Below are 25,382 nucleotides of genomic sequence, written 5' to 3'. Positions count from 1 at the left end.
CCTCCGATATCAGGCAAGCAGGCTGGCCGCTTCGTCCTCCTGGAGGAGCGGTGGCTGATCGACCGTTGCGTTGACGGCGACGGACTCGCGGCTCTCTCCCGAAGCGAGGATCGCCTCCATGATCTCCAGCACATGCAGCGCAAGGTCGCCGGACGCCCGCGGCCTTCTTCCTGATATCAGCGCGCGCGAAAGATCGGCAACGCCGAGCATGCGGTAATTCGCGCGGTCGGGCGCGGCGAAGGGCCAATTGCGCGCGCCGTAGAGTTCGCTGTCACTGGGAAAATCGGCCCAGTCGGCCCCACGTTCCGACAGCGAGACGGTGCCGCCGAACGTATCCGGATCGGGCAGCCTGAGCGAGCCTTCGGTCCCGTGCAACTCGATCGGATGATTGGAGTGCCTGAAGACGTCCCACGAGGCACCGAAGGTGACGGTGGCGCCCGAGCGAAACTCCAGCAGCGACAGGACGTTGGTCGGCGTGCCGACCTTGAAGCTGGTGTTCCTGTAGGGGCCTTCGGCGGTGATCAACCGCTCTTCCTGGCCCCGCGTTGCCATCGCCATCACGCGAGCCACCGGCCCGAGCAGATTGACCAGCATCGTCAGGTAATAGGGGCCCATGTCGAAGACCGGTCCGCCGCCGGGCTGGTAGTAGAATTGCGGATTGGGATGCCAGTGCTCCATGCCACGCCCCATCATGAAGGCAGTGCCGGTCACCGCGCGGCCGATCGCGCCGTCGTCCATGAGGCGGCGTGCCCGCCGTCCGGCGGCGCCGAGGAAGGTGTCCGGAGCCGAGCCCAGCAGCAGCCCGCGCTCCGTCGCCTCGGTGACAAGGCGGCGGCCGTCTCTAGCCGAGGTCGCCAGCGGTTTTTCGGTGAAGACGTGCTTTCCCGCCGAAAGCGCCGAAAACGAGATGTCGAAATGCGCCGCCGGGATGGTCAGATTGAGGACGAGATCGATTTCGGGATCGGCCAGAAGCGCATCGACGCTGACTGCCCGGATGCCATATTCGCTGGCACGCAGGGCCGCCATATCGGGCGATATATCGGCGCAGGCGCGCAGTTCCACCTCACCGAACAGAGCCGCATTGCGCAAATAAGTCATCGAGATGTTGCCGCACCCGACTACGCCGATGCCGAGCTTAGCTCCTGATTGTCCTCGCATTTTTTTTCCACCTCCCAACGCCGTGAATCATTGCACCGGCAACGGATCACATTCGAAAGCCGCTTTACAGCATTTTAAATATTGACGCGCGTAAAATTTTTCTGGAACATGCGCAAATGCTGACTGGGGAGGCTGCCAGCGCAAGGAGGAGAGAAAATGACTGACATCAAAAAAGGGCCGGTCTCCGGCTCGAAGCCGGTTGCGCATGTGACGATCGCCGACCGCCGGCAGTTTCTCATTGGCAGCGCCGGACTGCTGGGCGCGGCAACACTTGGGCTGAGCACCGGGCTGGGCGTTCGCCGGGCTCGCGCACAGTCGCGCGCCGAAATCAGTTTCGCCAGTGCCGCCTTCTTCGGCAAGGAGACTTTCGGCGACCTGATCAAGGCCTTCAACGAATCGCAGGACCGCATTCTGGTCAAGAACATCGAGCTGCCACCGCCGAGCTCATCGACGGAAGTCTACCAGGGCCTTGTCCAGCAGCTCGCCCGGCGTACTGGCACGCCCGACGTCTTCAGCCAGGACGTGATCTGGATCGCCGGCTTCGCCGCTGCCGGCTGGGCGCTGCCGCTCGACCAGTATTTTCCCGCGGACAAGCGCAGCGCCTACTTCTCCGGAACCCTCAACGCCTGTACCTATGACGGCAAGCTGACCGCCCTTCCCTGGTTCATGGATTCGGGCATGTTCTATTACCGCAAGGACGTGCTGGAAAAGCATGGCGGCAAGGTGCCGGAAAACTGGGCCGACATGGCGACCATCGCCGCCGCCGCGCAGAAGGCCGGCGACGTCGATTTCGGCTATCTCTGGCAAGGCAAGCAGGCCGAGGTTCTGGTCTGCGACGCCGTCGAGATCATCACCTCCAACAACGGCGCGATCCTGGCGCCCGACGGCAAGTCGTCGCTGATCAACCAGAAGGCGGCGGTCGACGCGATCCAGTTCCTGCACGACACCGTCAACGGGACCAAGATCAGCCCGCAGGACGTCCTGTCCTGGGACGAGGAGCCGTCACGCCAGCCTTTCACCTCGGGCAAGGCGATGTTCATGCGCAACTGGTCCTATGTCTATCCGATCGCCCAGGACGCCAAGGCCTCCCAGGTGGTGGACAAGGTCGGTGTCGCACCGCTACCGGCCTTCCCCGGCGGCAAGAGCTCGGCCTGTCTCGGCGGCTATCAGCTCGGGGTCAACGCCAACTCCAAGCAGCGCGAAGCCGCGATCGAGTTGCTGACATGGCTGTCGTCGACCGAAACCCAGCACCGCATCGCCCTAAACTTCGGCCTCGCACCGACGCGCCCGGCGCTGTTTCAGGACGAGAAGATCAAGACCGAACAGCCGTTCATGGCGAGCCTCGAAAAAGTATTCACCGGCGCCACGGCCCGTCCGATCACACCCGAATATGCGAAGGTGACGCTGGCCTTGCAGTCGGGCATCTCCAAGGCGCTGGTGTCGGGCAATGTCCAGGCCGAGATGGACGCGCTGGCGGCGCAAATCGACCAGATCGTCGGCTGAACCCATGACCGCTGCGGCCACTGTTTCTGGCATTGGCCGGCCGCGGCTTGGCAAGGCGCTTCCCAGCGCGCTCTGGGCCTTGCTCCTGCTGACGCCGGCCTTCGTGTCCCTGGCGTCGGTTTCCTTCTACCCGATCATCAACGGGCTCTATCTCTCGCTCACCAACACCTCGCTGATCACCCAGGAGAACGAATTCTCCGGTTTCGCCAATTATGTGCAGCTCTGGGGCGACGCGCAGTTCTGGAACGCCTGGTGGCACACGATGTGGTTTACCGCGGCATCCACGATACTGGAGACCGTCATCGGGCTCGGCATGGCGCTCATCCTGTGCGAGGCTTTTAAAGGCCGCGGGCTCGTCCGCGCGGCCATGCTGGTTCCCTGGGCGATGCCGACCGTCGTCACCTCGAAAATGTTCGGCTGGCTGTTCGACGGCCAGAACGGCATCATCAATTACATTCTCCTGCATGCCGGGCTGATCGACCAGAAGGTCAACTGGTACGGCTCTCCCGACACCGCGATGACCACCATCATCATCGCCGACGTCTGGAAGACGACGCCGTTCATGGCGCTGCTGCTTTTGACCGGGCTGCAGACGGTGCCCAATTCGCTGATCGAGGCAGCGCGCATGGATGGTGCCAAGGGCTGGATCACCTTCTGGTACATCCGCCTGCCGCTCTTGATGCCGACCTTGCTGATCGCCGGCCTGTTCCGCGCGCTCGACGCCTTTCGCGTCTTTGACCTCGTTTATGTGCTGACCGGCGGCGGTCCGGCCGATTCGACCGAGACGCTGTCGACTCTGTCCTACAAGGTGCTCTTCTCGACGCTGCAATTCGGCTATGGCTCAGCCGTTTCGACGGCCATGTTCGTCACCGAGGGCATCATCGCACTGGCGTTTTGCCTCTATCTCATCAGGCAGATCAGGAGGGCGCAATGAACGACACACGCTCGCCGCTGCAGACCATCGCCATTTATCTTGGCGCTCTGCTGATCCTGGTCTGGTCCGGCGGCCCGTTCATCTGGCAATTCTCGACCTCGTTCCAGCTCGACAAGGCGCTGACCTCGGGCTCGCCATCGCTGATCCCCGCGCCCTTCACGCTTGAGCACTACTACAACGCCTTCATCGAGAAGCAGCTGCACCGCTATGTCTGGAATTCGCTGGTGGTCTCGCTGGCCACGACATTCCTGTGCCTCTTCGTCGGATCGCTGGCTGCCTTCGCGCTATCGCGGCTGAACGTCAAGGGCCGCTTCGGCATCCTGATGGTCATCCTTTCGGTGTCGATGTTCCCGCAGATCGCGCTGGTCGGGCCGCTCTATCTGGTGGCTACCAATCTCGGCCTGCTCGATACCTATACTGCGCTGATCATAACCTACCTCGCGCTCGGGCTGCCGCTCGTCACCTGGGTGCTGTTCGGCTATTTCGAGACGCTGCCGCGCGAGATCGACGAAGCGGCGCGCATGGACGGCGTCAGCGTTCCCGGCCTGCTCTGGCACATCATCCTGCCGATGTCGCTGCCGAGCCTGGTGACCACGGGCCTGCTTGCCTTCATCACCGCCTGGAACGAATTCCTGTTCGCCCTCGCCTTCACCTCCAACATCGATCGCCAGACGATCCCCGTCGGCATCGCCAACTTCACCAACCTCTATTACGTGCCCTGGGGCGACATCGCCGCAGCTTCGGCCGTTGTCACCGTTCCTTTGATCGTGCTGGTGCTGTTCTTCCAGCGGCACATCATCGAAGGGCTGACCCAAGGTGGCATCAAAGAATGAGCGGCATCAAGGAATGAAAGGATGAACGTGAAAGACCTGAAAGTCGGATGCCAGACCTTTACCTGGGAAATGCTCGGTGACCGGTTTTCCGGTGGCCCCGACGATCTCTTGAAGGCGATCGCCGATGGCGGTTATGCCGGCATCGAGATCACCGACACGATGATCGGCCGCTATGTCGACAGGCCGGCGGAATTCGCCACGGCACTGAAGTCGGCCGGCCTCACCCTGGTTTCCTTCGCCTTCGGCTCGGAAAGCGGCTTCACGCTGAAGGAGAAGATCGGCACCGACCTCGAGACCGCCAACCGCTGGATCGACTTCGCCGCCGCCTTTCCAGGCGCGCTGGTTTCGATGGGCTCGGCCACCGTCGTGTCCGACGGCCCGCGCGACGACAAATTCGCCATCGCGGCCGACCTCTACAACAAGGCCGGCGAACTCGGGCGCAGGGCCGGCGTCAATGTCGCCGTCCATCCGAGTTCCCATCACAACACGCTGCTCTTTGACCGTGCCGATTATGACCGGATTTTCGGGCTGGTCGATCCGTTGCTCGTCGGCTGGGTGCCCGACACCGGCCACATATTGCGCGGCCATGAAGACATGATCGACACGCTCACCACCTACCGGGACCGCATCCGCTACGTCCACCTGAAGGACGTCGATGCCGGCGGCACATGGGCGATGCTCGGCAAGGGCGTCTGCGATACCGCGGCAGTGATCGACATCGCAAGTGCGGCACCGCGCTTCAACGGTTGGCTGGTGCTGGAAGAGGAATCCGAGACTGCCGCCGCCGATCCAGCGGCCGCCGTCAAGACCAACCGCCAGACCATGCGCGGCTACGGCGCGTGAGGAAGAGACCATGATCCGGAAGCAAGACCGTCGCCTTCGTGTCGGTGTGCTCGGCTGCGGGCCGATCGCGCAATTCGCCCATCTCGAATCCTGCGTGAAGGCCAGTAATGCCGACCTCTATGCGATCTGCGATGCCGCCCCCGATCTCTTGGCGCGCATGGGCGCGACCTATGAACCCGAAAAGATGTATGGCGATTACGATGAGATGCTCGCCGACCCGCAACTGGAGGCGGTGATCGTCGCGACCTCGGACGCCTATCATGTTCCGATGTCGATCAAGGCGCTCGAGGCCGGCAAGCACGTGCTGTGCGAGAAGCCGATTGGCGTCTCGGTCGAGGAAGGCGAGATGCTCGCCGATGCGGTCAGGCGCTCCGGCAAGGTGCTGCAGGTCGGCCATATGAAGCGCTTCGATCCGGCGCTGGAGGCGGCGCGCGATTTCGTCCGCGACGAGATGGGCGAAATCCTGGCGCTGAAGGCCTGGTATTGCGATTCCACCCATCGCTACACCAACACTGATGCGGTCCAGCCGCTTTCCGTCACCAGCAAGCTGGCAAGGAAACCTGGCGGCAATCCGAAAGCCGATCTCAGGCAGTATTTCATGCTCGCGCACGGCTCGCACCTCGTCGACACGGCGAGCTTCCTGTGCGGCGAGATCGTCGCCGTGCGTGCCCGCCTCAACGAGCGTTTCGGCGCCTATTGCTGGTTCGTCGAAACGGAGTTCGCCAACGGCGCGCTTGGCCATCTCGATCTCACCGTGGCCGTCCGCATGGACTGGCACGAGGGTTTTCAGCTCTATGGCGAGAACGGCTCAGTGATCGCGAAGACCTTCAATCCCTGGTATTTCCGGGCGAGCGAGGTTGATATTTTTCACGAGAAGGATGCGACATCACGAAAGCCGCTGGGCGCCGACGGGCATTTCTTCAGGCGCCAGCTCGAAGGCCTCGCCGAGACAGTCCTTGACAACAAGCCGATGCGCGGCGCCAACGTCGAGGACGGCCTTGCCTCGATCCGCGCCATGGTGGCAATCGCCCGTTCGGTCGAGAGCGGCGAGCGCGTCGAGATCGCCAGCGTGACGGGAGCGGTCTGATGCAGATCGGGGTGTTCGCCAAGACCTTCCCGGGGCGTGAGCCGGCCAGTGTGCTGGCGGCGGTGCGCGACGCGGGATTTGCCGTCACCCAGTTCAACCTGACCTGCGCCGGCCTGCCCTCGATGCCGGATGCGGTCCCTGACGACGCCATCAGCGCCATCGCGGCCGCGTCGAATGCTTGCGGTGTCGCCTTGGTGGCGCTCTCGGGCACCTACAACATGGCCCATCCGGACAGGACTGTGCGCGACGACGGCCTGCGCCGGCTTGGCGTGATCATCGAGGCCGCGGCAGATCTTTCCGTTCCCTTGGTCACGCTGTGCACAGGAACCCGCAACCCGGACGACCAGTGGGCGCACCATCCCGACAATCCCGATCCCTCGGCATGGGCCGACATGGCGGGCGAAATGGAAAAGGCGCTTGATCTCGCCGAACGTCACGGTGTCGACCTCGGCATCGAACCCGAACAGGCCAACATCGTCACCTCGGCGGGAGACGCGATGCGCCTCATTGCAGCGATGGGCTCTAAACGGCTGCGCATCGTGCTCGATCCGGCAAACCTGTTCGAGCAGGCCAGCCCCGCCGAAGCACGCGCCATCGTGGCCGCTGCGGTCGAGACCACGGCCGGCCATGTCGCCATGTCCCATGCCAAGGACCGTTTCGCCGACGGACGCTTCGCCACCGCCGGGCAAGGTGTCGTCAATTTCCCGGATTTTGTCGCCCGACTGAAGGCATCAGGCTTTGACGGGCCGCTGGTGACACATGGGCTTTCGGCTGAGGAAGCGCCCGAAGTCGCCCGTTTCCTCAAGGGGCTGGTGTGATGACCCGCCCGACTACCTTGCTTCGCGACGACGCCGCGCTGCGGGTTTCCGACACAGGCGACGGGCTGGCGGTCGTGTTCCAGCACGGGCTGGGCGGTGGCGAGGCGCAGGTCGCCCAAGCTTTCCCTTCCGGGTCGGGGTCGCGGCGCATCACGCTGGAATGCCGCGGACACGGCGCCTCTGGACTGGGCACCAGCCGTCCGTTTTCCCTGGAGATGTTCGCGGACGATGTTGTTGCCGCCGCCGATCAGGCCGGCCTCGATCGTTTCGTTGCGGGCGGCATTTCCATGGGCGCCGCGATCGCCTTGCGCCTTGCCTGCCGCCATCCGGACCGCGTCGCCGGCCTGCTGCTCGTGCGCCCGGCCTGGATTTTCGACAGCGCGCCGGCGAACCTGCGGCCGATCGCCGAGGTTGCCGGCCTCATCCTCGACCTCGGCCCCGAGAAGGCCAGGACGATCTTCACGCAATCGAAAACCGCCGCGCGCCTGAAGCGCGAAGCACCCGACAACCTTGCCTCGCTGTTCGGCTATTTCGACCGGCCGGATGCTGCGCCATTCGCGCAGGTCCTCGCCGACATTGCCGCCGACGGCCCAGGTGTTTCGGCGAACAACGCCGCTGCCCTTGGCATCCCCACGCTGGTCATCGGCAACGCCATGGATGCGGTGCATCCGCTGCCGGCTGCGCGCACGCTTGCCGCGGCGATTCCCGGTGCAACCTTTGCGGAAATCTCACCCAAGGCGCTCGACAGCGTCCGGCATTTCGCCGAGCTGCAGGCTGAGATCACGACCTTCCTTCACGCTCACTTCAACTTCCGGAGCCTCGTTCCGTCATGACCATCAAATCCCTGTCCGGCCCCGCTGCCATCGCCGCCTTGCCACGCAACCGGCTGCTCGGCGAGTTTTCGCTGTGGTCGGCCGATCTTGCTAATATGGAGCGCGACCTGAAGCGCATAGAACCTCATGTCGACCTGCATCATATCGACGTCGCAGACGCCCGCTTCACCCCCGGCTTCCTGTTCTTTCCTGATCTGGTGTCGCGGATCGCCGGGCTGACGGCAAAGCCGATCCATGTGCACCTGATGGTCGAAGCAGAGATCGTCGAGGAGCAGACGCGCCAGTTCATCGAGGCCGGCGCCGACCTGGTCAGTGTCCATGCCGAAAACGGCGAAGCCGGCCTGCGCGCCGTGCGGCTGGCGCATGATCTCGGCGCCGAGGCCGGTGTGGTGCTCAGGCTGGAAACGCCGGTCGCTGCGGTCACGCCTTTCCTGTCGCAAGTCGCGTTCGTGACGCTTCTCGGCACATCCATCGGGGTCAAGGGCCAGAGCCTTTCCGACCAGGCCTGCCCACGCCTGTTAGAGGCGCGCACGCTGATGCGGCAAGCCGGCCGTGAAACCGACATCATCCTGGCTGCCGACGGCGGCATCCGCCACGAGACGGTGCCGCGCTTGCGCGCCGCCGGGGCCGAGACGGTGGTGCTCGGATCGCTGGCATTCGGCGACCCCGACCTCGCGCAACGCATGGCCTGGCTGCATGGGCTGAAGGTCGCCGCCTGATGACAAGACTAGCCCTCGCCTTCGATCTCGGCGGAACGGAGCTGCGCGGCGCGCTGGTCGAGAGCGGCGGCCGCGTTGTCGCGCAAGTTTCGGCGCCGACGATGGCGATCGCGGGATCCGATGCGGTGATCGGCCAGATCATTGCACTGGCCGGGGCTCTTCTGACACAGCGCCCACAGGCGGATGTCGTCGGCATCGGCATCGGCGCGCCGGGGCCGCTTGATCCCAAGGCCGGCATCGTGATCGCCCCGCCGACCCTGGCCGGCTGGCACGACGTGCCGTTGATCGACATTCTCGGCCGGCAATTCGGCCTGCCGGTGCGGCTGGAGAACGACGCCAATGCGGCGGCTCTCGGCGAATGGCGCCTCGGCGCCGGCCGTGGCCGCGGCTCGCTGGTGTTCGTCACCGTGTCGACCGGCATTGGCGGCGGCGTGGTTGCCGACGGCCATATCTATCACGGCCGGCGCGGTCTGGCGGCCGAGATCGGCCACATGACCATCACCGGCGAGGGCGATCGCTGCTTCTGCGGCGCTGTCGGCTGTTTCGAGGCGGTCGCCTCCGGAACCGCGCTCGGGCGGCGCGCCACGGCGCTGACAGCGCCGGGCGATGGCTCCCTGCTCAGGCGCCTTTCGGCTGACGGCGACGTTTCGGCCAGGCACGTCGTCGACGCCGCGCGTGCCGGCGATATCAGTGCGCTCGAATTGATCGAGGCGGAAGCGAAGTGGCTCGGCATCGGCTTCACCAACCTGCTTCACCTCTATTCGCCGGACCTGATCGTCATGGGCGGCGGCCTCGCCAACGGTTTCGACCTGTTGGCTCCAACCATCAGGGCAACCGTCGAGCAGCGGGCCATGCCGGCCTACCGGGATGTGCCGATCGTGCCGGCACAGCTCGGCGACCGCGCAGGACTGATCGGCGCGGCCAGCCTGATCCTGTGGGAGGGCGAACCGGGCGCCCCACTGGCGATGGCGCAGGACGACGACAACGAACACGGCGCGACCGAACGTGCCGATGCCAGGGAGACAAGCCATGGCTGAGCTCAAGCTGCGTGGTGCGCGCAAGTCCTACGGATCCGTCGAGATCATCAAGGGCCTTGACCTGGACGTCGAGGACCGCGAATTCGTCGTCTTCGTTGGCCCGTCCGGCTGCGGCAAATCCACGCTGCTGCGCATGATCGCCGGCCTGGAAAAGATCACCGCCGGCGATTTGCTGATCGATGGCGTGCGGGCCAACGACATCGATCCGTCCGAGCGGGGGCTCGCCATGGTGTTCCAGTCCTACGCGCTCTATCCGCACATGACGGTGGCCGAGAATATGGGCTTTGCACTGAAGATCGCCGGTGTTTCCGCCGCGGAAAAGGAACGCAAGGTGCGAGAGGCAGCCGAGGTGCTGCAGCTTTCGCATCTTCTCGACCGGCGGCCGAAGGCGCTGTCGGGCGGCCAGCGCCAACGTGTCGCCATCGGCCGCGCCATCGTGCGCAATCCCAAAGTTTTCCTGTTCGACGAGCCGCTGTCCAATCTCGACGCCGCCTTGCGGGTCAGCATGCGGCTTGAGCTGATGCGCCTGCATGAACATCTGGCCGCGACGATGATCTATGTCACCCACGACCAGACCGAGGCCATGACCATGGCCGACACGATCGTCGTGCTGAACGGCGGCAACATCGAGCAAGTCGGTTCGCCGCTCGATCTTTATAACAAGCCGGCAAACATCTTCGTCGCCGGCTTTATCGGCTCGCCGAAGATGAACCTGCTGAGGCTGAAAGTGGCCGCGACTGGTCCCAAAGGCGTCTCCGTCACATTGCCGGACGGCTCGGCCTTGTCCGTGCCAGTTGCGGCGGGCGCAACCCGACCCGGCGACGAGTTGCTGCTCGGCATGCGGCCGGAGCATCTCCGCATCTCGGCCAACGGACAGTTCAAGGGGCAAGCCGTGCTGGCGGAGCGGCTGGGCAGCCTGACAATACTGCATGTCGAGGTCGCGCCCGATGTCACCCTGGTGGTGCAGGCCGAAGGTGGCGAGACCACGCCGCTGCACAGCCCCATCGCGCTCGATATTTCTCCCGCGGTCTGCCATCTGTTTCGTATGGATGGCCCGGCGCTGGCCTCGCTGTCTTGAGTTGAATTCCCCGACATTCGGGAGACCTTGGCGGGACAGCGCCAGCGCCTGTCCTTCATCGCCGCGTTCTTCCTCCCTTTCCCTGCTGCGCTGCAGCACATCAAAAGCCGCTGCATACCATTTTAAATCTTGACGCGTGTCAAATTTTTCTAAAACATGCGGAAATGCTGACAGGCATCAGTCAGCGCTCTGGGAGGAGAAATGCCTGACGAAAAGTGGCCCGAACCGGGCGCGGAACCCGCAATCGCTGATCGGTCGGCAGCTTGTCATCGCAAGCGCCGGGCTGGCCTTCGCCGGCACAGGCACTCCGTTAGCCGTACAACGGTTCGATTGCGACACAACCAACAATTAGGAGGAGGAAGAGCATGCGCATGTTCAATTGCCTGACGCTTGGCGCAGGTCTGTTTGCAACCGTTATTTCCATGCCCGCCCACGCCGAAGACGCGGCGAAGGTCGCCGCTATCGTCAAAGGTCTCGACAATCCCTTCTTCCAGTACATGCACCGGGGCATCGAAGAGCAGGCCAAGGCCGACAACGTGGCCGTCACTATCCAGGCAGCCGCCAATATGGGCGACGCCACCGGGCAGGCCGATCGGCTGACCGCCATGGCCATGCAGGATTTCGATTGCTATCTGGTCAATCCGATCAGTGTCAGCAACCTCGTCCAGGCACTGGTCCCTGTCGCCCAGAAGAACAAGCCGATCATCAACATCGACAGCACCATCGACGCCGAGCAGGCCAAGGCCGCCGGCTTCACCATCTCAACCTATATCGGCACCGACAACGTTGCCGCCGGCGTATTGGCAGGCGAGGAGATGCTGAAGCTGGTTCCTGCGGGCTCCAAGGTCGCGCTGGTGGCCGGCATCGTCGGCGATGTCGGCAGCAACGCCCGCATCAAGGGCTTCAAGCAGGCCGTCGAAGGCAAGCTCGAAGTCGTGGTGATGGTCAGCGCCGACTGGGACCGCGAGAAGGCGCTGACCGCGGCCACCGATATCCTGGCCGCGCATCCCGATCTCGCCGGTTTCTTCGCCGCCAACGACATCATGGCGCTCGGCGTCCAGCGCGCCGTCCAGACCTCGGGCAAGGACGTCAAGGTGATCGGCCTTGACGGCATCGTCGATGCGCTGAAATCGGTCGCGGCCGGCGAACTCTCCGCCACCGTCGCCCAGTATCCCTATGTCGTCGGCGCCATGGGCGTGGAGGCCTGTAAGGCGGCGGCCTTGGGCAAGGAACTGCCCGCCAACGTGCCGGCGCCGGTCTTGCTGATCAACAAAGACAATGCCGAAGCCTCGCTGAAGAACTTCCCGCGCCCGGGCGGCGACTATCCCGATCCCTTCCGCGAGATGTTGAAGTGAGCACTCCTGAACAAAACGCGCCCGTGCATACCGCGGGCGCGGCGGAGGAGAGCCGCCCCTCCCTGTCGGCTCTCCTCCTGGATCCTTCCTTCTGGGCCGACTGGGCATCGGTCGTCGGCCTTGTCGGCCTCGTCATCGTCTTCGGCATCGCCCAGCCGGTCTTTCTCAGCATCGCCAATCTGCAGGCCCTGCTGCTGGCGGCGGCGATCCTGGTCGTGCTGTCGATCGGCCAGACCTTCGTCGTGGCGACCGCCGGCATCGATCTCTCGCTGGCTGCCGCGGTTATGCTGGGCGCCATCATCCTCGGCCTCGTCGACGCCGCGGGTTATGGCATCTTCCTCGCCTGCGCGCTGGCTGTCGCCGCCACCAGCGCGGTCGGTTTCCTGAATGGCGTGCTCATCACAGCCGGGAAAATACCCGACTTCGTGGTGACGCTCGGCACGCTTTCGGGCGTCACCGGCCTCGGCCTAATCCTGTCAGGCGGCGAGCCGATAATGGTCGGCTCGACCTTCCTGCTGCGGCTGGCTTCGGGTTCCTTAGGGCCGTTCGGCTATCCCGTCTGGGTGGCGATCGCAGCCGTCATCGTGGCGCATATAGCGCTCTACCACACCCGCTTCGGCGTGCATCTGCTGGCGACCGGCGGCCAGGTCGAAAGCGCCGGCGCGCTCGGCATCCGCACCAACCGGGTCAAGATCGCCGCCTATACGATTTCAGGCTTCTGCGCCGGCATCGCCTCACTGCTCCTGGTGGCGCGCATCGGCTCGGCCGAACCGCAGATCAACACCAGCCTTCTCCTGAATTCGGTGGCGGCGGTGGTGCTCGGCGGAGTCAGCCTGTTCGGCGGCCGCGCCAGCATTCTTGGGCCGGCGATCGGCGCGCTGATGCTCACCGCGTTGGTCAACGGACTGACCCTGCTCAGCGTTTCGGCGTTCTACCAGCCGCTCGCCGTGGGCGCCATCGTGGTGCTGGCCGCTCTGATCATGCGGTACCAGAAATGAGCGCGGTCCATCATATCCCGCCATCCGAGGCGATCCTCGCCTGCCAAGGGCTGAGCAAGCATTTCGGCAGCATTCGCGCCTTCACCGACGTCGCGTTCCAGGCCCGCCGCGGCGAGGTCACCGCTGTCATCGGCGACAATGGCGCCGGCAAGTCGACGCTAATACGCTGTCTGGTCGGCGTGCATGTGCCGGATGGCGGCGAAATCTTCTTCGACGGCCAGCCGCGTCCCTTCGCCAACCCCGACGAGGCGCGCAAGGCCGGCATCGAGACGGTGCACCAGAACCTGGCGCTGATCGACGAATTGACCGTGGCGCAGAACCTGTTCCTCAACCGCGAGATCGTGCGCCGGATCGGCCCCTTTGCCCTGCTCGACCGCAAAGCCATGAAACAACAGGCGCGCGCCATGCTGTCGCGCCTGTCGATCAACATGCCTTCGGTCAGCCAGCGCGTGCGGCGCCTGTCGGGCGGACAGCGACAGGCGATCTCAATCTGCCGCGCCGCGGGTTCAGGCGCCAAGGTGGTGGTGATGGACGAACCGACGGCAGCGCTCGGCGTGCAGGAGACGGCCAATGTCGAAGCCCTGATCCGGCGGCTGCGCGAACAGGCCGTCAGCGTCATCCTGGTCAGCCATAATTTTGATCAGGTGCGGCGCCTGTCCGACCAGATCTGGGTGATGCGGGCGGGACGGATGGTGGCAACGGTCCGATCGTCCGAGACCACCGGCAACGAACTCGTCGCACTTGTCACCGGCGCGGCGTAGAGGCAACCCACCCGGCCATCTCGTTACGAATTGAATGATACAAAGGGAGTTTGCGAGTGGCGATAATCCGTGTCGGACTTGTGGGTCTTGGCGAGGTCGCGCAGTCGATCCATCTGCCGGTGCTGGCCGACCAGCGCGATCGCTGGGTGATAGCGGGCGTCTATGACGTCTCGCCGAGCCTGGTGGCGCTCTGCACATCCGAATACCCAAACGCCAAGGCCTTCGAAACGGCAGAAGCGCTGATCAATTCCCCCGACATCGATGGGGTCTTCGTGCTGTCATCCGACGACACCCACAGCCGTTTCGTCCGCGCCGCCGTGGCAGCCGACAAGCACATCCTTCTGGAAAAGCCTGCTTGCCTGACAGTGCGCGAGATCGACGAATTGCTGGCACTGACGACGAACTACGCGAAGACGATCTTCGTCGGCTATATGCGCCGCTATGCGCCGGCTTATCTGGCGGCGAAGGATGAACTGCCCGATTTTGCCGACATCATCCATGTGCGCATCTTCGACCTGATCTCCGAGGGCAGGCATTTCCTGAAGAAGAGCCAGAACGTCCTCTATCCCAGGGATATCGACCCGGCGCTACTGGAACACGGCGCCAGAGAGCGCGACACGCTGATTCGCGAAGTCGTGGGTGCCGATGCGCCGGCCGATCTCGTGCGCGCCTATCGCGGCCTGACCGCGCTCTCCTCGCACCACATTTCCGCAATGAGAGGGCTGCTCGGCGAACCGGTCAGCGTGCTCGCGGCGCACCGGACCAATGGCGGCGCCAACACCAGCGTGACCTTCGACTACGGCCATTTCGCCTGCCAGTATGACGCGGTGGTCGACGATCTCGGCCTGTTCGATGCCATGATCGAGGTGCGCTCGAACACCAAACGCATCCGCATCATCTACGACACGCCCTATATCCGCAGCCTGCCGACGCGGCTCGAAGTGACGGAAGCCGGACCGCTCGGCCCGGTGACCCGGACCTTCGGGCCGCTCTATGGCGATGCCTTCTCCATTGAACTGGAGACTTTCCACCGCCACATCTCAGATGGCACCAGGCCATTGACGGACCTGGCGGATTCGCGCCGCGACCTGGCGCTGATGGCCGAGATCATCGCGCGGATGAAGGAGGCTGGCGGGCGCTGAGTGCCCGCGCCTACTTCCCGCAATGGTGATCGTTGATCTTGTTTAGCGCATTCGCGTCGGGTCCGATCCGGTGGTAGGAGCAGGCTCCTGCGGCCGTGGTGACCAACTGCTGGTCATAGTAGCGCGGGCCGCCAAACAGGATGTCGATGATATCGTCTTCGGCGGGAACGTAGCGTTCGGATTGAACCCGGTGGTCGCGGTGCTTGTCGCCCGCGAAGGCGGAAGCGGATAGGCTACAGCCTATCGCGAGAGCGAGCACGCGGATCGCAAAGCGTCTTGTCGTCATCGGCAATCACCTTCTGGCCGTTCAGCGTCTCACCATACATCCAAAATCGCCAGCCGAGCAAAAGTTCCCCGGATCGTCCGAGGCGACGAAAAACCTGCCATCCTTGCCGATCCCCGCCTGTCACAATAGGTTTATCCTGCGGCGCTAGGGAGAGCGTTCTCGCATCCGGCGCTCAGCCGGATCCGTCTCTTCACACGAAGTGGGGTTTTCCATGCGCAAGATCATTCTCGCCGCCATGTTTTTGGCATCCGCCATCGCAGGCGCTTCAGCTGCCGACGGCACGCTGGTCCTCTATACCAGCCAGCCCAACACCGACGCTCAGCAGACCGTCGATGCCTTCATGGCGAAATACCCCGCAGTCAAGGTCGAATGGGTGCGCGATGGAACACCGAAGATCCTGGCCAAGCTGCGTGCTGAGATCGAAGCCGGCCAGCCGCAGGCGGATGTGCTTCTGATCGCCGACGTTGTGACCATGGAAGGCCTGAAGAAGGAAGGCCGGCTGCTCGCCTATCCCGAGGCTGACGTCTCCGGCATCGAGGCCGACCTCTACGACAAGGACAAGACCTATTTCTCGACCAAGCTGATCACCACCGGCATTGTCTACAACACCAAGGCGCCCTTCGTGCCGGCGAGCTGGGAAGACCTCACCAGGCCGGAGGCGAAGGGCCTTGTCGCGATGCCCAGCCCGCTGACCTCGGGTGCGGCGATGATCCACACCGTGACGCTGACCGGAAACCTGCCGGAAGGCTGGGATTATTACAACGCGCTCGCCAAGAACGGCGCCCAGGCAAGCGGCGGCAATGGCGACGTGCTGAAGGCCGTCAGCGGCGGCGACAAGCTGTTCGGCATGATTGTCGACTACATGCCCATCCGCGAAAGGGCCAAGGGCGCGCCCGTCGAGTTCGTATTCCCGAGGGAAGGCGTCTCGGCCGTCACCGAGCCCGTCGCCATACTGTCCACGGCCAAGAACGCCGACGCCGCCAAGGCCTTCGTCGATTTCCTTCTGTCCAAGGACGGACAGCAAGCCGCCGCGAAGATGGGCTACATTCCGGCGCGCGCCGATATTGCCTTGCCGACCGGCTATCCCGACCGCTCGTCGATCAAGGTGCTGCGCTACGATGCGGCCGCCGCGCTCGCCAACGACGCCGCCAACAAGGAAAAGTTCGGCGCCGTGATGAGCCAGTAGCCAACCCAGCAGTCAGTGGTGTCGTCGGCGCAGGATATCCTCCCCGGGCGGTCCGTGCCGGCACGGCGCGGGCCCGGGGTGCGGACCACATCGGGGTTTCGTGCGTCGGCGCTCGCCGTTCTGCTGGTCATCGCTCTGCTCAGTCTGCTGCCGGTGGTCAGGCTCCTCGTCGCGGCCGTCGCGCCGGGCGGTGAGCTCGATTTCGGCGCATTCGCCGAACGCCTGGCCAAGCCCGCCGCCTTACGGGCGACGTGGCATACGCTGGATACTGCCTTTTTCGGCGCCGTGCTGGCGGTCTGCCTCGGTGGCCCCTTCGCCATCGCTGTCACCATGACCGACCTGCCCGGGCGAAAGCCCCTTGGTTTCCTGCTTTTGCTGCCGCTGATGATCGCGCCACAGGTGACCGCTTTGTCGTGGCTGCATCTGTTTGGCCCGTCCAGCACGCTTCTCGGCATGGTCGGCATGGCGCCGCCGCCAGGCACGCCCAATCCGATGCTCGGCCGCAACGGCATCATCCTGCTTTACGCCGTCCAGCATGCACCGATCGTCTTCATCACGCTGCGGGCGGGGCTTTCCCGGATTCCTCGCGATCTCGTCGAGGCGGCCAGGGCCTCTGGCGCCAGGCCGCTATCCGTGCTGCGGACCATCGTCCTGCCGGTCGTGCGTCCTTATATCGTGGCTGCGGCGGCACTCGCCTTCGTTTCCGGCGTCGGCAATTTCGGTATCCCGGCCCTGCTTGGAATGCCGGTCAACTATCTGACGTTGCCGACGCTGATCTATCAGGACCTGTCGAGTTTTGGACCTGGCGTCTTGCCGCAGATCACCGCGCTGTCGGTGCTGGTCGGCGTGCTGGCGCTGGCCGGTGTCACTTGCCAGTCGCTGGCTCTGCGCGGCGCCGCTCACCGCTTTACTTCAGGCACGCCGGCGCGTTTCGAGCTCGGGCGCTACCGCCTGCTGCTGGCCGGTCTCGGTTGGCTGGCGATCGGCTTCATCCTCGTGCTTCCGGCTTGCGCTCTGCTGGCGACGTCGCTCGTGCCGTCCTTCGGTGTGCCACTTGGCTGGGAGACGATGACCGCGTCCAACTATGCCGAGGTTCTGGTCCGCCAGGCTTCGACCGTTCGCGCCTTCCGCAATTCCCTTCTTTTTGCCGGTAGTGCCGCACTGATCCTCGCCATCGGCGTCATACCGGTGACCGCGGTGCTTGAACGGCTCGGCCGCCGCTGGCAGCGCCTCCTCGGCGGCGTCGTCGACCTGCCCTATGCCGTCCCCGGCGTCGTGCTTGCTATTGCCTGCATCCTCCTGTTCCTGCGCCCGCTGCCGCTGGTCGGCAGCCTCTACGCGACCGCATCGATCATCGTGGTCGCCTACGCGATGCGGTTTTTCACGCTCGCCTTGAAACCGGTGGCTACCGCGGTCGGGCAGATTTCACGCGATCTCGACGAGGCGGCGGCGGTGTCGGGAGCCGGGTCCCTGCGCCGGCTTGCAACGATAACCGCGCCGCTCGCGGCACCCGCGGCAGTGGCCGGCGGACTGCTCGTTTTCATGAGCGCCTTCAACGAGCTGACGGTCTCGGCCCTGCTCTGGTCGAGCGGCAACGAGACGCTCGGCGTGGTGCTGTTCAGCCTCGAGGAAGCAGGCTTGGGAACGCAGGCAGCCGCGATCGCCGTTTCCACAATTGCCGTTGTCGTCGTCCTGCTGCTTGTGCTCGACCGGTTCGGCCGGCGGCTTCCGGCAGGCGTCTTGCCCTGGCGGTAAGAAGGCTCAGAGTCTGGGATAATCCAAGCATCTGAGACGGCGACATGCACGCTCTGGCCGACTGCAACTGCCTCGGTATTGTCGATCAGCAATTCCTGTCCTTTCGCTGGCAAGGCCAGCCGCACCTCATGAACCGGGCCTCGATAGATGCTGTCGAGCACCGTCGCCGGCATGCCGTCAGGTGAAATCCGCAGCGCTTCCGGCCGCAGCAGGATATTGACCGGTCCGGACGATATCCCGGCGCTTCGCGCCGCAAAGCGATGTCCTGCAACGTCGACCGTTGCGATTCCCTCGGCATGATCGATCACTGTCCCCGCAACGATGGAACCGCGCCCGACAAAGCCGGCAACCGTGGCATTGGCCGGCGCGCGATAGACCTCCTGCGGCGCAGCCGCCTGCAGCACCTTGCCTCGGCTCATAATGGCAACGCGATCGGCCAATGCCAGGGCCTCGGCTTGGTCGTGGGTGACATAGACGATGGTGGCGCCGGAGCGGCGATGGATGTCGCGAAACGCGTCGACCATCGACGCGCGCAAATGCATGTCGAGATTGGCGAGCGGTTCGTCGAACAGGATGATCCTGGCGTCGGCGACCAGACAGCGCGCCAGCGCGACGCGCTGACGCTGGCCGCCGGATAGTTCCTCGATGCGGCGGCCTTCAAATCCGCTGAGCCCGACGATGTCGAGAACAGCGCTGACACGACCTGCGATTGCGCCCCGCTCGACATGCCGGGCCTTCAGCGGATAGGCGACGTTTGCCGCGACATCCATATGCGGCCAAAGCGCATAGGACTGGAAGACGACACCAACGCCGCGCGCTTCCGGCGGCACCTGCCGCTGCGGATCGGCCATCAATTCCTTGCCGAAGAAGACGCTGCCCTCGCTGGGTGCCTCGAAGCCGGCGATCAGTCTCAGCATCGTGGTCTTGCCGCACCCGGACGGGCCGAGCAGCGCGGTGAACGAGCCCGCCGCGAAGTCCAGCGAAACGGCGTCAAGCGCGGCGGTTTCATTGAACCGCTTGGGGAGACGCTCCACCTTGATTTCGCTCATGCTTCACCAATCGGCATATCATTGTGTCCCGCCGATTGTTCACGCAACCGGTGCGGCATGGCGTCGGCATACGTTGGAAATCCGGCCGTGACAATGATGGCTGCGGCAATGGCGCCGGTGCTTACTGCGCCGTCCGGCCGCCATCAATCGGCAAGGTTGTGCCGGTGATCTGCTTTGCCGCATCCGAGCATAGGAACTACGCCAGTGCGGAAAGCTCGTCCACGGTGACGAACTCCTTGGTCGGCTGGGCGGCGAGGAGCACGTCGCGCTTAACCTCTTCCTCGGTCATGCCGCGCGCCTTCATTGTGTCGGGAATCTGCTTTCGACCAGCGGCGTCCAGACGTAGCCGGGCGCGATCGCATTGACGGTGACGCCGTCAAGTGCCGCCTCCAGCGCCACTGTCTTGGTCAGGCCCGCTATGCCGTGCTTGGCCGACACATAGGCGGACTTGAACGGCGAGGCGACCAACGCGTGCGCCGACGCAGTGTTGATGATGCGGCCCCATTTGCGCGCCTTCATACCGGGCAGCACCGCCTTGATTGCATAGAAGGCGGCGAGCAAATTGATGCGGATGATGGCTTCCCATTTGTCGTCCTGGAATTCCTCGATCGGCGCGACATGCTGGATGCCGGCATTGTTGACCAGGATGTCGAGACTGCCGAAGATCTCTTCGGCCTCGCGCACCATGGCGCTCACTGCTGCCCCATCCATCATGTTGGCGCCGGAGTAACGGCATTTGACGCCGAATCCGCTTCGATGCCGGCGCGCTCCCGCTCCATGGCGGCTGCTTCGGCCCAGGCCGTTGATGGTGACGTTGGCGCGCTCAAAAGCGCTGCTATCGACCTGACCCGAGTGTGCGCACCGGTTTTGGATAGGACGGAAAGGCTGCGCTGGGCCGCATCGGACGAGAAACCGTTGGCCGGACGGCTTCTGATGGCATCCTCGATCTATCCCGCAATCTCCAGCAAGGACGATACCAGCAATCGACGTTCGTCCCGTGAAAGGACGTCCGAATCGAAGAGGTTCATGCTGCGAAGCCCTTCGATGGCGAGATAGCAGACCAGCAGCGCCTTGAGGTCCGGCGTCTCTCCCTTGAGCCGCTCGAAGACCTGCCGCCTGAACGATTTTATCGGTGTCAGGAAATCGGGATCCTCGGCGATCGCCGAAAATATCCAGGAAGCCGACGGTTTCGACTCCTCGGCATGTTCGGCTGAAAGCTTGATGTAAGTCGCAAGCGGGCTTTCGCCGATGACGCCGGCCGTGCGGGCGGACTCCAGCGCCTGCTGGAAGGCGCGCAGGTAATCCTCCACCAGCGCCTGCATCAGTTTCGCCTTGGTCGGGAAATTGTACAGCAAGCCGCCTTTCGACACGCCGGCACGGCTGGCGACGGCGTCCAGCGACAGGCTGCCGGGCCCTGTCTCGCGTGCCACATCGGCGGCGGCGGCGAGAATCTTCTCACGCGAATTTGCTCTGCGGGCTTTCATCAATCGCCTCCCCATACATTAGCCTATGCGGAATTGACAAGACCGTCCAGACGGTACAGTAAGATCGCCGTCATTTGAAATCGGGACCAGTCACAGGTATGTGTTTCGGTCATCCGACCGTTATGCCGGGCCATGGCCAAGGGGACTGTTCGTGATCAAGCGCTTCATCATCGCCTTCATTCTGCTCGTGCTGGTGTGCGGCGGCATCGTCGGCTTCAATTTGTTCCGCGACAATGCGATCCAGCAATTCTTCGCCACGATGAAGCCGCCGGCCGCGACGGTGTCGACGACAATCGTCAAGCCGACCAGCTGGACGCCGGGCGTCGAAGCGATCGGCACGGTAAGCGCGGTACGCGGCGTCGACCTGACCGTCGAAACCGCCGGCATCGTCAAGGACATCCTATTTCACGCCAATCAGAAGGTTGAAGCCAACGCGGTTCTCCTTCAGCTCGACGATGCCGCCGAGCGCGCCGATCTCGATGCGACGAAGGCGCAAGCAGCGCTCGACCAGACGGCGTTGACACGCGCCCTTGAATTGCAGAAACGCGGTGTCGGCTCGGAATCGACGCTCGACACGGCGCGGGCAACTGCATCGGCTTCCGCTTCGCAGGTCAACAGGCTGCAGGCGGTGCTCGATCAGAAGCTGCTGACAGCGCCCTTCGGCGGCACGGTCGGTATTCCCAGGATCGATCTCGGCCAGTATCTCTCACCCGGCACTTCCGTAGTGACACTGCAGGACCTGGAGACGATGCGGGCCGATTTCTCGATTCCCGAACAGCAGCTCCCGCTACTGAAGATCGACCAGAAGCTGCGGCTGGGCATTGGCGACGGCGAGCTGCCGTTCGCCGGCACCATCCGCGGTATCGACCCGAAGATCGACCCGACCAGCCGGCTGGTGACGGTCAGGGCCGAGGTCGCTAACCCCGAAGGCAAGCTGACCCCTGGCCAGTTCGTGCAGGTGCGCGTCGAATTGCCCGAGGAAAACAACGTGCTGACGGTGCCGCAGACCGCGCTGACGTCCAGCCTGTACGGTGACTTTGTCTTTGTGGTGCGTCCGGCGAAGCCGGCCGCAGCCAGTGGCGCGGCCCCTGCTGCTGCGAAGCCGGAAGAAAAGCCCGCCACGGACACCGCGAAGCCCGCGGCCGAAGCACCCGCGGCAAAACCGGAGGAAAAACCGGCTGCTACCCCGGCCGAACCGAAAGCGGAAGAACAGAAGCCGCAGCTCGTGCTTGCCCAGGTGTTCGTTAAGCCCGGCCGCCGCAACGCCGGCCTGGTTGAGATCCTGGAAGGCATCCAGCCCGGCGACGAAGTCGTTACCGCCGGCCAGAACCGGCTCTCCAACGGCATGTCCGTTGCCGTCGACAACACGATCGACCCGACCAAGCCGGCAAACCAGCAGGCAACCCAGTAATGAGCTTTTCCGACCTCTTCATCCGCCGTCCGGTCCTTTCGACCGTGCTCGCCTTGATGATCCTGCTTCTGGGTTTCCAGGGCATCTTCAACCTTTCGATCCGGCAGTATCCGGAAGTTGAAGAAACGGCCATCACCATCACCACGGCCTATCCCGGCGCCAGCGCCGACTTGATCCAGGGGTTCATTTCCGCGCCGATCGCCCGTGCCGTCGCTTCGACCGAAAACATCGATTATGTCACGTCGGCGAGCCGGCCGTCCTCCAGCACTGTGACGGTGCAGATGAAACTCGGCTCCAATCCCGACATCGCGCTGAATGAAGTCTTGTCGAAGGTACAAGGCGTGCGCGGCGAGCTGCCGGACGAGGCCGAAGACCCGGTGATCGTCAAGGGCACCGGCGAGCAGTTCGCGATGATGTATATCTCGATGCAGAATCCGAACATGACGCCGGAACAGCTCACCGAATATATCGAACGAGTCGTGCGGCCGCGCATGTCGACGGTCGAGGGCGTTGCCGACGTGCAGATCTTCGGGGCCGCCGAATATTCGATGCGCGTCTGGATCGACCCGATCAAACTGGCGGCGCGCGGCGTGACGGCGGCGGAAGTGCTGACCGCCATCAACGAATCGAATTTCCTCTCAGCACCCGGCAACACCGAAAACGAGTACGTGGCTTCCTCGATCACCGTCCGCTCGACGCTGCAGACGCCGGAGGCTTTCGCCGCCCTTCCGCTCCGCTCCAACAACGGCAATGTGGTGAGGCTGCGTGACGTCGCGCGCGTCGAGCTCGCCGCGGCGAACACCGACACCAGGGTCAGCTTCAACGGCAAGCCCGGCATCTTCCTCGCCATCTTCCCGACGCCGGCCGCCAATCCGCTGACGACAGCGGAGGCGATCCACGAAATTGTGCCGACCATCCAGGAGACGCTGCCGCAAGGCATGACGATCGAGATCGTCTACGATTCGACCGAGCAGATCAGCGCCTCGATCGAGGAGGTGTTCAAGACCATCGGCGAGGCGGTCATCATCGTCATCGTCGTCATCCTGCTCTTCCTCGGCTCATTCCGCTCGGTGTTGATGCCTATCGTGACCATTCCGCTGTCGCTGATCGGCGTCTGCTTCCTGCTGTTTTCGTTGGGCTATTCGATCAACCTTTTGTCGTTGCTGGCTATGGTGCTGGCGATCGGCCTCGTCGTCGACGATGCCATCGTGGTGGTGGAAAACATCCACCGCCACATGGAAGAAGACAACATGTCGCCGATGCAGGCGGCCTTCAACGGCATGCGGGAGATCTCCTCCGCCGTCGTCGCCATGACGATAACGCTGGCCGCCGTGTTCGCGCCGCTGGCCTTCACCGGCGGCCTGACCGGCGCACTGTTTCGCGAATTCGCGGTGACGCTTGCCGGCTCGGTGGTGCTTTCGGGTGTCGTCGCCCTCACCATCACACCGATGATGTCGGCACGCATCCTGAGGGCCGGCTCGCACAGCCGCTTCCAGCGCATTGTCGACAACACGTTCGGGCGCGTCGAAAACCTCTACGAGCGGCTGGTCAGCGGCTCGCTGAAATATCGCCCGGTGACGCTGATGATCGTCATCGCATTGGTCGCCACGACCGGCTTCATGTTCACCAGGACCGCGAGCGAACTGGCGCCGGAAGAAGACCAGGGCTTCCTGCTTTCGCTGGTGACCGCGCCGCGCTACGCGACGTCGGACTATACCGAGAGCTACGTCAATCAGATACTTGGCCTGGTCGATGACCTGCCTGAGACGCGGGCACGGTTCTCGGCGGTCGCCTTCGGCGGCGGCCAGACGAACACCGCTTTCGTCGGCTTTGCGTTCAAGGACTGGGCCGACCGCACGCGCAGCTCGAAGGAACTCCAGGAAGACATCACGGGTCGCCTCAGCAAGGTGGCGGGCGTCGAAGCTTTCGTCTTCGCACCGCCGACGCTGCCAGGCTCGGGCGGCGGCCTGCCGATCACAATGGTGGTGCGTTCGACCGGCGAGGCCTCCCAGGTCTACGAGGCGGCAGAGGACATCAAGAACAAGGCGCAGGCCTCCGGCCGCTTCATGGTCGTGCAGAACTCGATGACCTTCGACGCGCCGCAAGTGACGGTGACGATCGACCGCGACCGCGCTGCGGCGCTCAACCTGCCGATCGCCGACATCGGCCGGACACTGACCCTCTTGGTCGGTGGCGCCGAAGTGGCGCAATTCGACCGCGAATCCAACAGCTACGACATCATCCCGCAGGTGCCGCAGAAATTCCGCGACAACCCTGAAAAGCTGGCCGAGTATTTCGTGCGCAGCGCGTCGGGCGAGATGGTGCCGCTCTCGGCGGTGGTGAAGATCTCGACCAACGCCTCGCCGGCCGTGATCGAGCAGTTCAACCAGTTGAACTCCGCCACGATTTCCGCTCTGCCATTGCCCACCGTCACCACCGGCGACGGGTTGAAGACCATCGAGGATATCGCCAGGGAAAGCCTGCCCGACACGTTCTTCATCGACTATACCGGCCAGTCGCGGCAGGAGAAGGAACAGGGCTACACGATCATCATCGCCTTCGCGGCAGCCGTTCTCGTCATCTATCTGGTGCTGGCGGCGCAGTTCGAAAGCTTCCGCGATCCGTTGATCATCATGATGTCCGTGCCGCTGTCGATCTTCGGCGCGATCGTGCCGCTCAATCTGGGGCTGGGAACGCTCAACATCTATACGCAGGTCGGCCTGATCACGCTGATCGGTCTGATCACCAAGCACGGCATTCTTCTGGTCGAGTTCGCCAACCAGCAGCGCGAGCACCACGGGATGCGGCGCCGCGATGCCATCATCGCCTCGGCCAGGGTGCGGCTGCGGCCGATCCTGATGACGACGGCGGCGATGGCGCTCGGCGTGGTGCCGCTGATCATCTCCAGCGGCGCGGGTGCTGCGGCACGCTACTCGATGGGCCTGGTGATCTTCACCGGCATTCTGGTGGGAACCATGTTCACCCTGTTCGTGGTGCCGATGTTCTACACCTTCATCGCCAGCAAGGACCTGCCGCATCATGCCGAGAAGCCGGACCCGAAGCTGATGCCGGTGCCGATTGATTGAATGACGAAAAAAGGCCGGAACTTCCG

General features: G+C 64.0%; 21 protein-coding genes and 2 pseudogenes. 18 read left to right on the top strand and 5 right to left on the bottom strand.

The window, feature by feature from the left end; translation table 11 throughout:
• Positions 1 to 9: 9 nt before the first annotated feature.
• Positions 10 to 1,158, bottom strand: a complete 1,149-nt coding sequence (locus EOC94_RS02515) for a Gfo/Idh/MocA family oxidoreductase (protein WP_127206102.1) — start codon at positions 1,156 to 1,158, stop codon at positions 10 to 12.
• Positions 1,159 to 1,314: 156 nt separating this feature from the next.
• Between EOC94_RS02515 and EOC94_RS02510 the strand changes: the two genes are divergently transcribed.
• The 14 genes from EOC94_RS02510 (at position 1,315) to EOC94_RS02445 (ending at position 15,099) form a co-directional block, all read left to right on the top strand.
• Positions 1,315 to 2,661: an ABC transporter substrate-binding protein gene (locus EOC94_RS02510; RefSeq protein WP_127288466.1), complete on the top strand. Its 1,347-nt coding sequence runs from the start codon at positions 1,315 to 1,317 to the stop codon at positions 2,659 to 2,661.
• Between the two features lie 4 nt (positions 2,662 to 2,665).
• Positions 2,666 to 3,595, top strand: coding sequence for a sugar ABC transporter permease (locus EOC94_RS02505; protein WP_095487064.1), 930 nt, complete (start codon positions 2,666 to 2,668; stop codon positions 3,593 to 3,595).
• Entirely contained in the window at positions 3,592 to 4,428 is an 837-nt protein-coding gene (locus EOC94_RS02500; RefSeq protein ID WP_095487066.1) for a carbohydrate ABC transporter permease, read from the top strand. Before EOC94_RS02505 ends, EOC94_RS02500 begins: the two co-directional genes overlap by 4 nt.
• Before the next feature lie 21 nt (positions 4,429 to 4,449).
• Positions 4,450 to 5,271: a sugar phosphate isomerase/epimerase gene (locus EOC94_RS02495; RefSeq protein WP_127288465.1), complete on the top strand. Its 822-nt coding sequence runs from the start codon at positions 4,450 to 4,452 to the stop codon at positions 5,269 to 5,271.
• A gap of 10 nt (positions 5,272 to 5,281) precedes the next feature.
• Positions 5,282 to 6,358: a Gfo/Idh/MocA family oxidoreductase gene (locus tag EOC94_RS02490; RefSeq protein WP_127288464.1), complete on the top strand. Its 1,077-nt coding sequence runs from the start codon at positions 5,282 to 5,284 to the stop codon at positions 6,356 to 6,358.
• Positions 6,358 to 7,176, top strand: coding sequence for a sugar phosphate isomerase/epimerase (locus EOC94_RS02485; protein WP_127288463.1), 819 nt, complete (start codon positions 6,358 to 6,360; stop codon positions 7,174 to 7,176). Before EOC94_RS02490 ends, EOC94_RS02485 begins: the two co-directional genes overlap by 1 nt.
• Positions 7,176 to 8,009: an alpha/beta hydrolase gene (locus EOC94_RS02480; protein ID WP_127288462.1), complete on the top strand. Its 834-nt coding sequence runs from the start codon at positions 7,176 to 7,178 to the stop codon at positions 8,007 to 8,009. Before EOC94_RS02485 ends, EOC94_RS02480 begins: the two co-directional genes overlap by 1 nt.
• On the top strand, positions 8,006 to 8,728 hold the full coding sequence (locus tag EOC94_RS02475; protein ID WP_127288461.1) for a ribulose-phosphate 3-epimerase: 723 nt from the start codon (positions 8,006 to 8,008) through the stop codon (positions 8,726 to 8,728). The genes EOC94_RS02480 and EOC94_RS02475 overlap by 4 nt, the downstream gene beginning before the upstream one ends.
• Positions 8,728 to 9,765: an ROK family protein gene (locus EOC94_RS02470; RefSeq protein ID WP_127288460.1), complete on the top strand. Its 1,038-nt coding sequence runs from the start codon at positions 8,728 to 8,730 to the stop codon at positions 9,763 to 9,765. The genes EOC94_RS02475 and EOC94_RS02470 overlap by 1 nt, the downstream gene beginning before the upstream one ends.
• A complete protein-coding gene (ugpC, locus tag EOC94_RS02465) occupies positions 9,758 to 10,843 on the top strand; it encodes a sn-glycerol-3-phosphate ABC transporter ATP-binding protein UgpC (RefSeq protein ID WP_127288459.1) in 1,086 nt (361 codons plus the stop codon). The genes EOC94_RS02470 and ugpC overlap by 8 nt, the downstream gene beginning before the upstream one ends.
• A gap of 365 nt (positions 10,844 to 11,208) precedes the next feature.
• Entirely contained in the window at positions 11,209 to 12,198 is a 990-nt protein-coding gene (locus tag EOC94_RS02460; RefSeq protein ID WP_095487082.1) for a substrate-binding domain-containing protein, read from the top strand.
• Positions 12,195 to 13,196 carry an ABC transporter permease gene (locus EOC94_RS02455; RefSeq protein ID WP_127288458.1) on the top strand — a complete coding sequence of 334 codons (1,002 nt, stop codon included), beginning with the start codon at positions 12,195 to 12,197 and terminating at the stop codon, positions 13,194 to 13,196. The genes EOC94_RS02460 and EOC94_RS02455 overlap by 4 nt, the downstream gene beginning before the upstream one ends.
• Positions 13,193 to 13,957 (top strand): ATP-binding cassette domain-containing protein, encoded by a 765-nt coding sequence (locus EOC94_RS02450; protein WP_095487086.1) that lies wholly within the window; start codon positions 13,193 to 13,195, stop codon positions 13,955 to 13,957. Before EOC94_RS02455 ends, EOC94_RS02450 begins: the two co-directional genes overlap by 4 nt.
• A gap of 56 nt (positions 13,958 to 14,013) precedes the next feature.
• A complete protein-coding gene (locus tag EOC94_RS02445; protein ID WP_127288457.1) occupies positions 14,014 to 15,099 on the top strand; it encodes a Gfo/Idh/MocA family oxidoreductase in 1,086 nt (361 codons plus the stop codon).
• A 10-nt stretch (positions 15,100 to 15,109) separates the two neighbouring features.
• On the opposite strand, the gene EOC94_RS02440 is transcribed toward EOC94_RS02445, so the two are convergent.
• On the bottom strand, positions 15,110 to 15,385 hold the full coding sequence (locus EOC94_RS02440) for a hypothetical protein (RefSeq protein ID WP_095487090.1): 276 nt from the start codon (positions 15,383 to 15,385) through the stop codon (positions 15,110 to 15,112).
• 211 nt (positions 15,386 to 15,596) lie between these two features.
• Between EOC94_RS02440 and EOC94_RS02435 the strand changes: the two genes are divergently transcribed.
• The gene (locus tag EOC94_RS02435; RefSeq protein ID WP_127288456.1) at positions 15,597 to 16,571 is read left to right on the top strand and encodes an ABC transporter substrate-binding protein; all 975 of its coding nucleotides are present in this window, start codon (positions 15,597 to 15,599) and stop codon (positions 16,569 to 16,571) included.
• Between the two features lie 78 nt (positions 16,572 to 16,649).
• A complete protein-coding gene (locus tag EOC94_RS02430; protein WP_127288596.1) occupies positions 16,650 to 18,326 on the top strand; it encodes an iron ABC transporter permease in 1,677 nt (558 codons plus the stop codon).
• A gap of 83 nt (positions 18,327 to 18,409) precedes the next feature.
• Here the strand turns inward: EOC94_RS02430 and EOC94_RS02425 are convergent.
• The 3 genes and pseudogenes from EOC94_RS02425 to EOC94_RS02415 form a co-directional block, all read right to left on the bottom strand.
• Positions 18,410 to 19,375, bottom strand: a pseudogene (locus EOC94_RS02425) (ABC transporter ATP-binding protein); the annotation flags it as partial.
• Between the two features lie 121 nt (positions 19,376 to 19,496).
• Positions 19,497 to 20,248: pseudogene (locus tag EOC94_RS02420) on the bottom strand (3-hydroxybutyrate dehydrogenase).
• A gap of 74 nt (positions 20,249 to 20,322) precedes the next feature.
• A complete protein-coding gene (locus tag EOC94_RS02415) occupies positions 20,323 to 20,859 on the bottom strand; it encodes a TetR/AcrR family transcriptional regulator (protein WP_127288455.1) in 537 nt (178 codons plus the stop codon).
• Between the two features lie 145 nt (positions 20,860 to 21,004).
• Between EOC94_RS02415 and EOC94_RS02410 the strand changes: the two genes are divergently transcribed.
• Both EOC94_RS02410 and EOC94_RS02405 read left to right on the top strand, forming a co-directional pair.
• Positions 21,005 to 22,270: an efflux RND transporter periplasmic adaptor subunit gene (locus tag EOC94_RS02410; protein ID WP_126107330.1), complete on the top strand. Its 1,266-nt coding sequence runs from the start codon at positions 21,005 to 21,007 to the stop codon at positions 22,268 to 22,270.
• Positions 22,270 to 25,356 (top strand): efflux RND transporter permease subunit, encoded by a 3,087-nt coding sequence (locus tag EOC94_RS02405; protein ID WP_127288454.1) that lies wholly within the window; start codon positions 22,270 to 22,272, stop codon positions 25,354 to 25,356. The genes EOC94_RS02410 and EOC94_RS02405 overlap by 1 nt, the downstream gene beginning before the upstream one ends.
• Positions 25,357 to 25,382 lie beyond the last annotated feature (26 nt).

It is taken from the genome of Mesorhizobium sp. M6A.T.Ce.TU.016.01.1.1, assembly GCF_003997065.1.
GTDB lineage: Bacteria > Pseudomonadota > Alphaproteobacteria > Rhizobiales > Rhizobiaceae > Mesorhizobium > Mesorhizobium mediterraneum.
The sequence above is the reverse complement of the archived record's forward strand: the minus strand, read 5'-3'. Positions and strand labels throughout refer to the sequence as shown.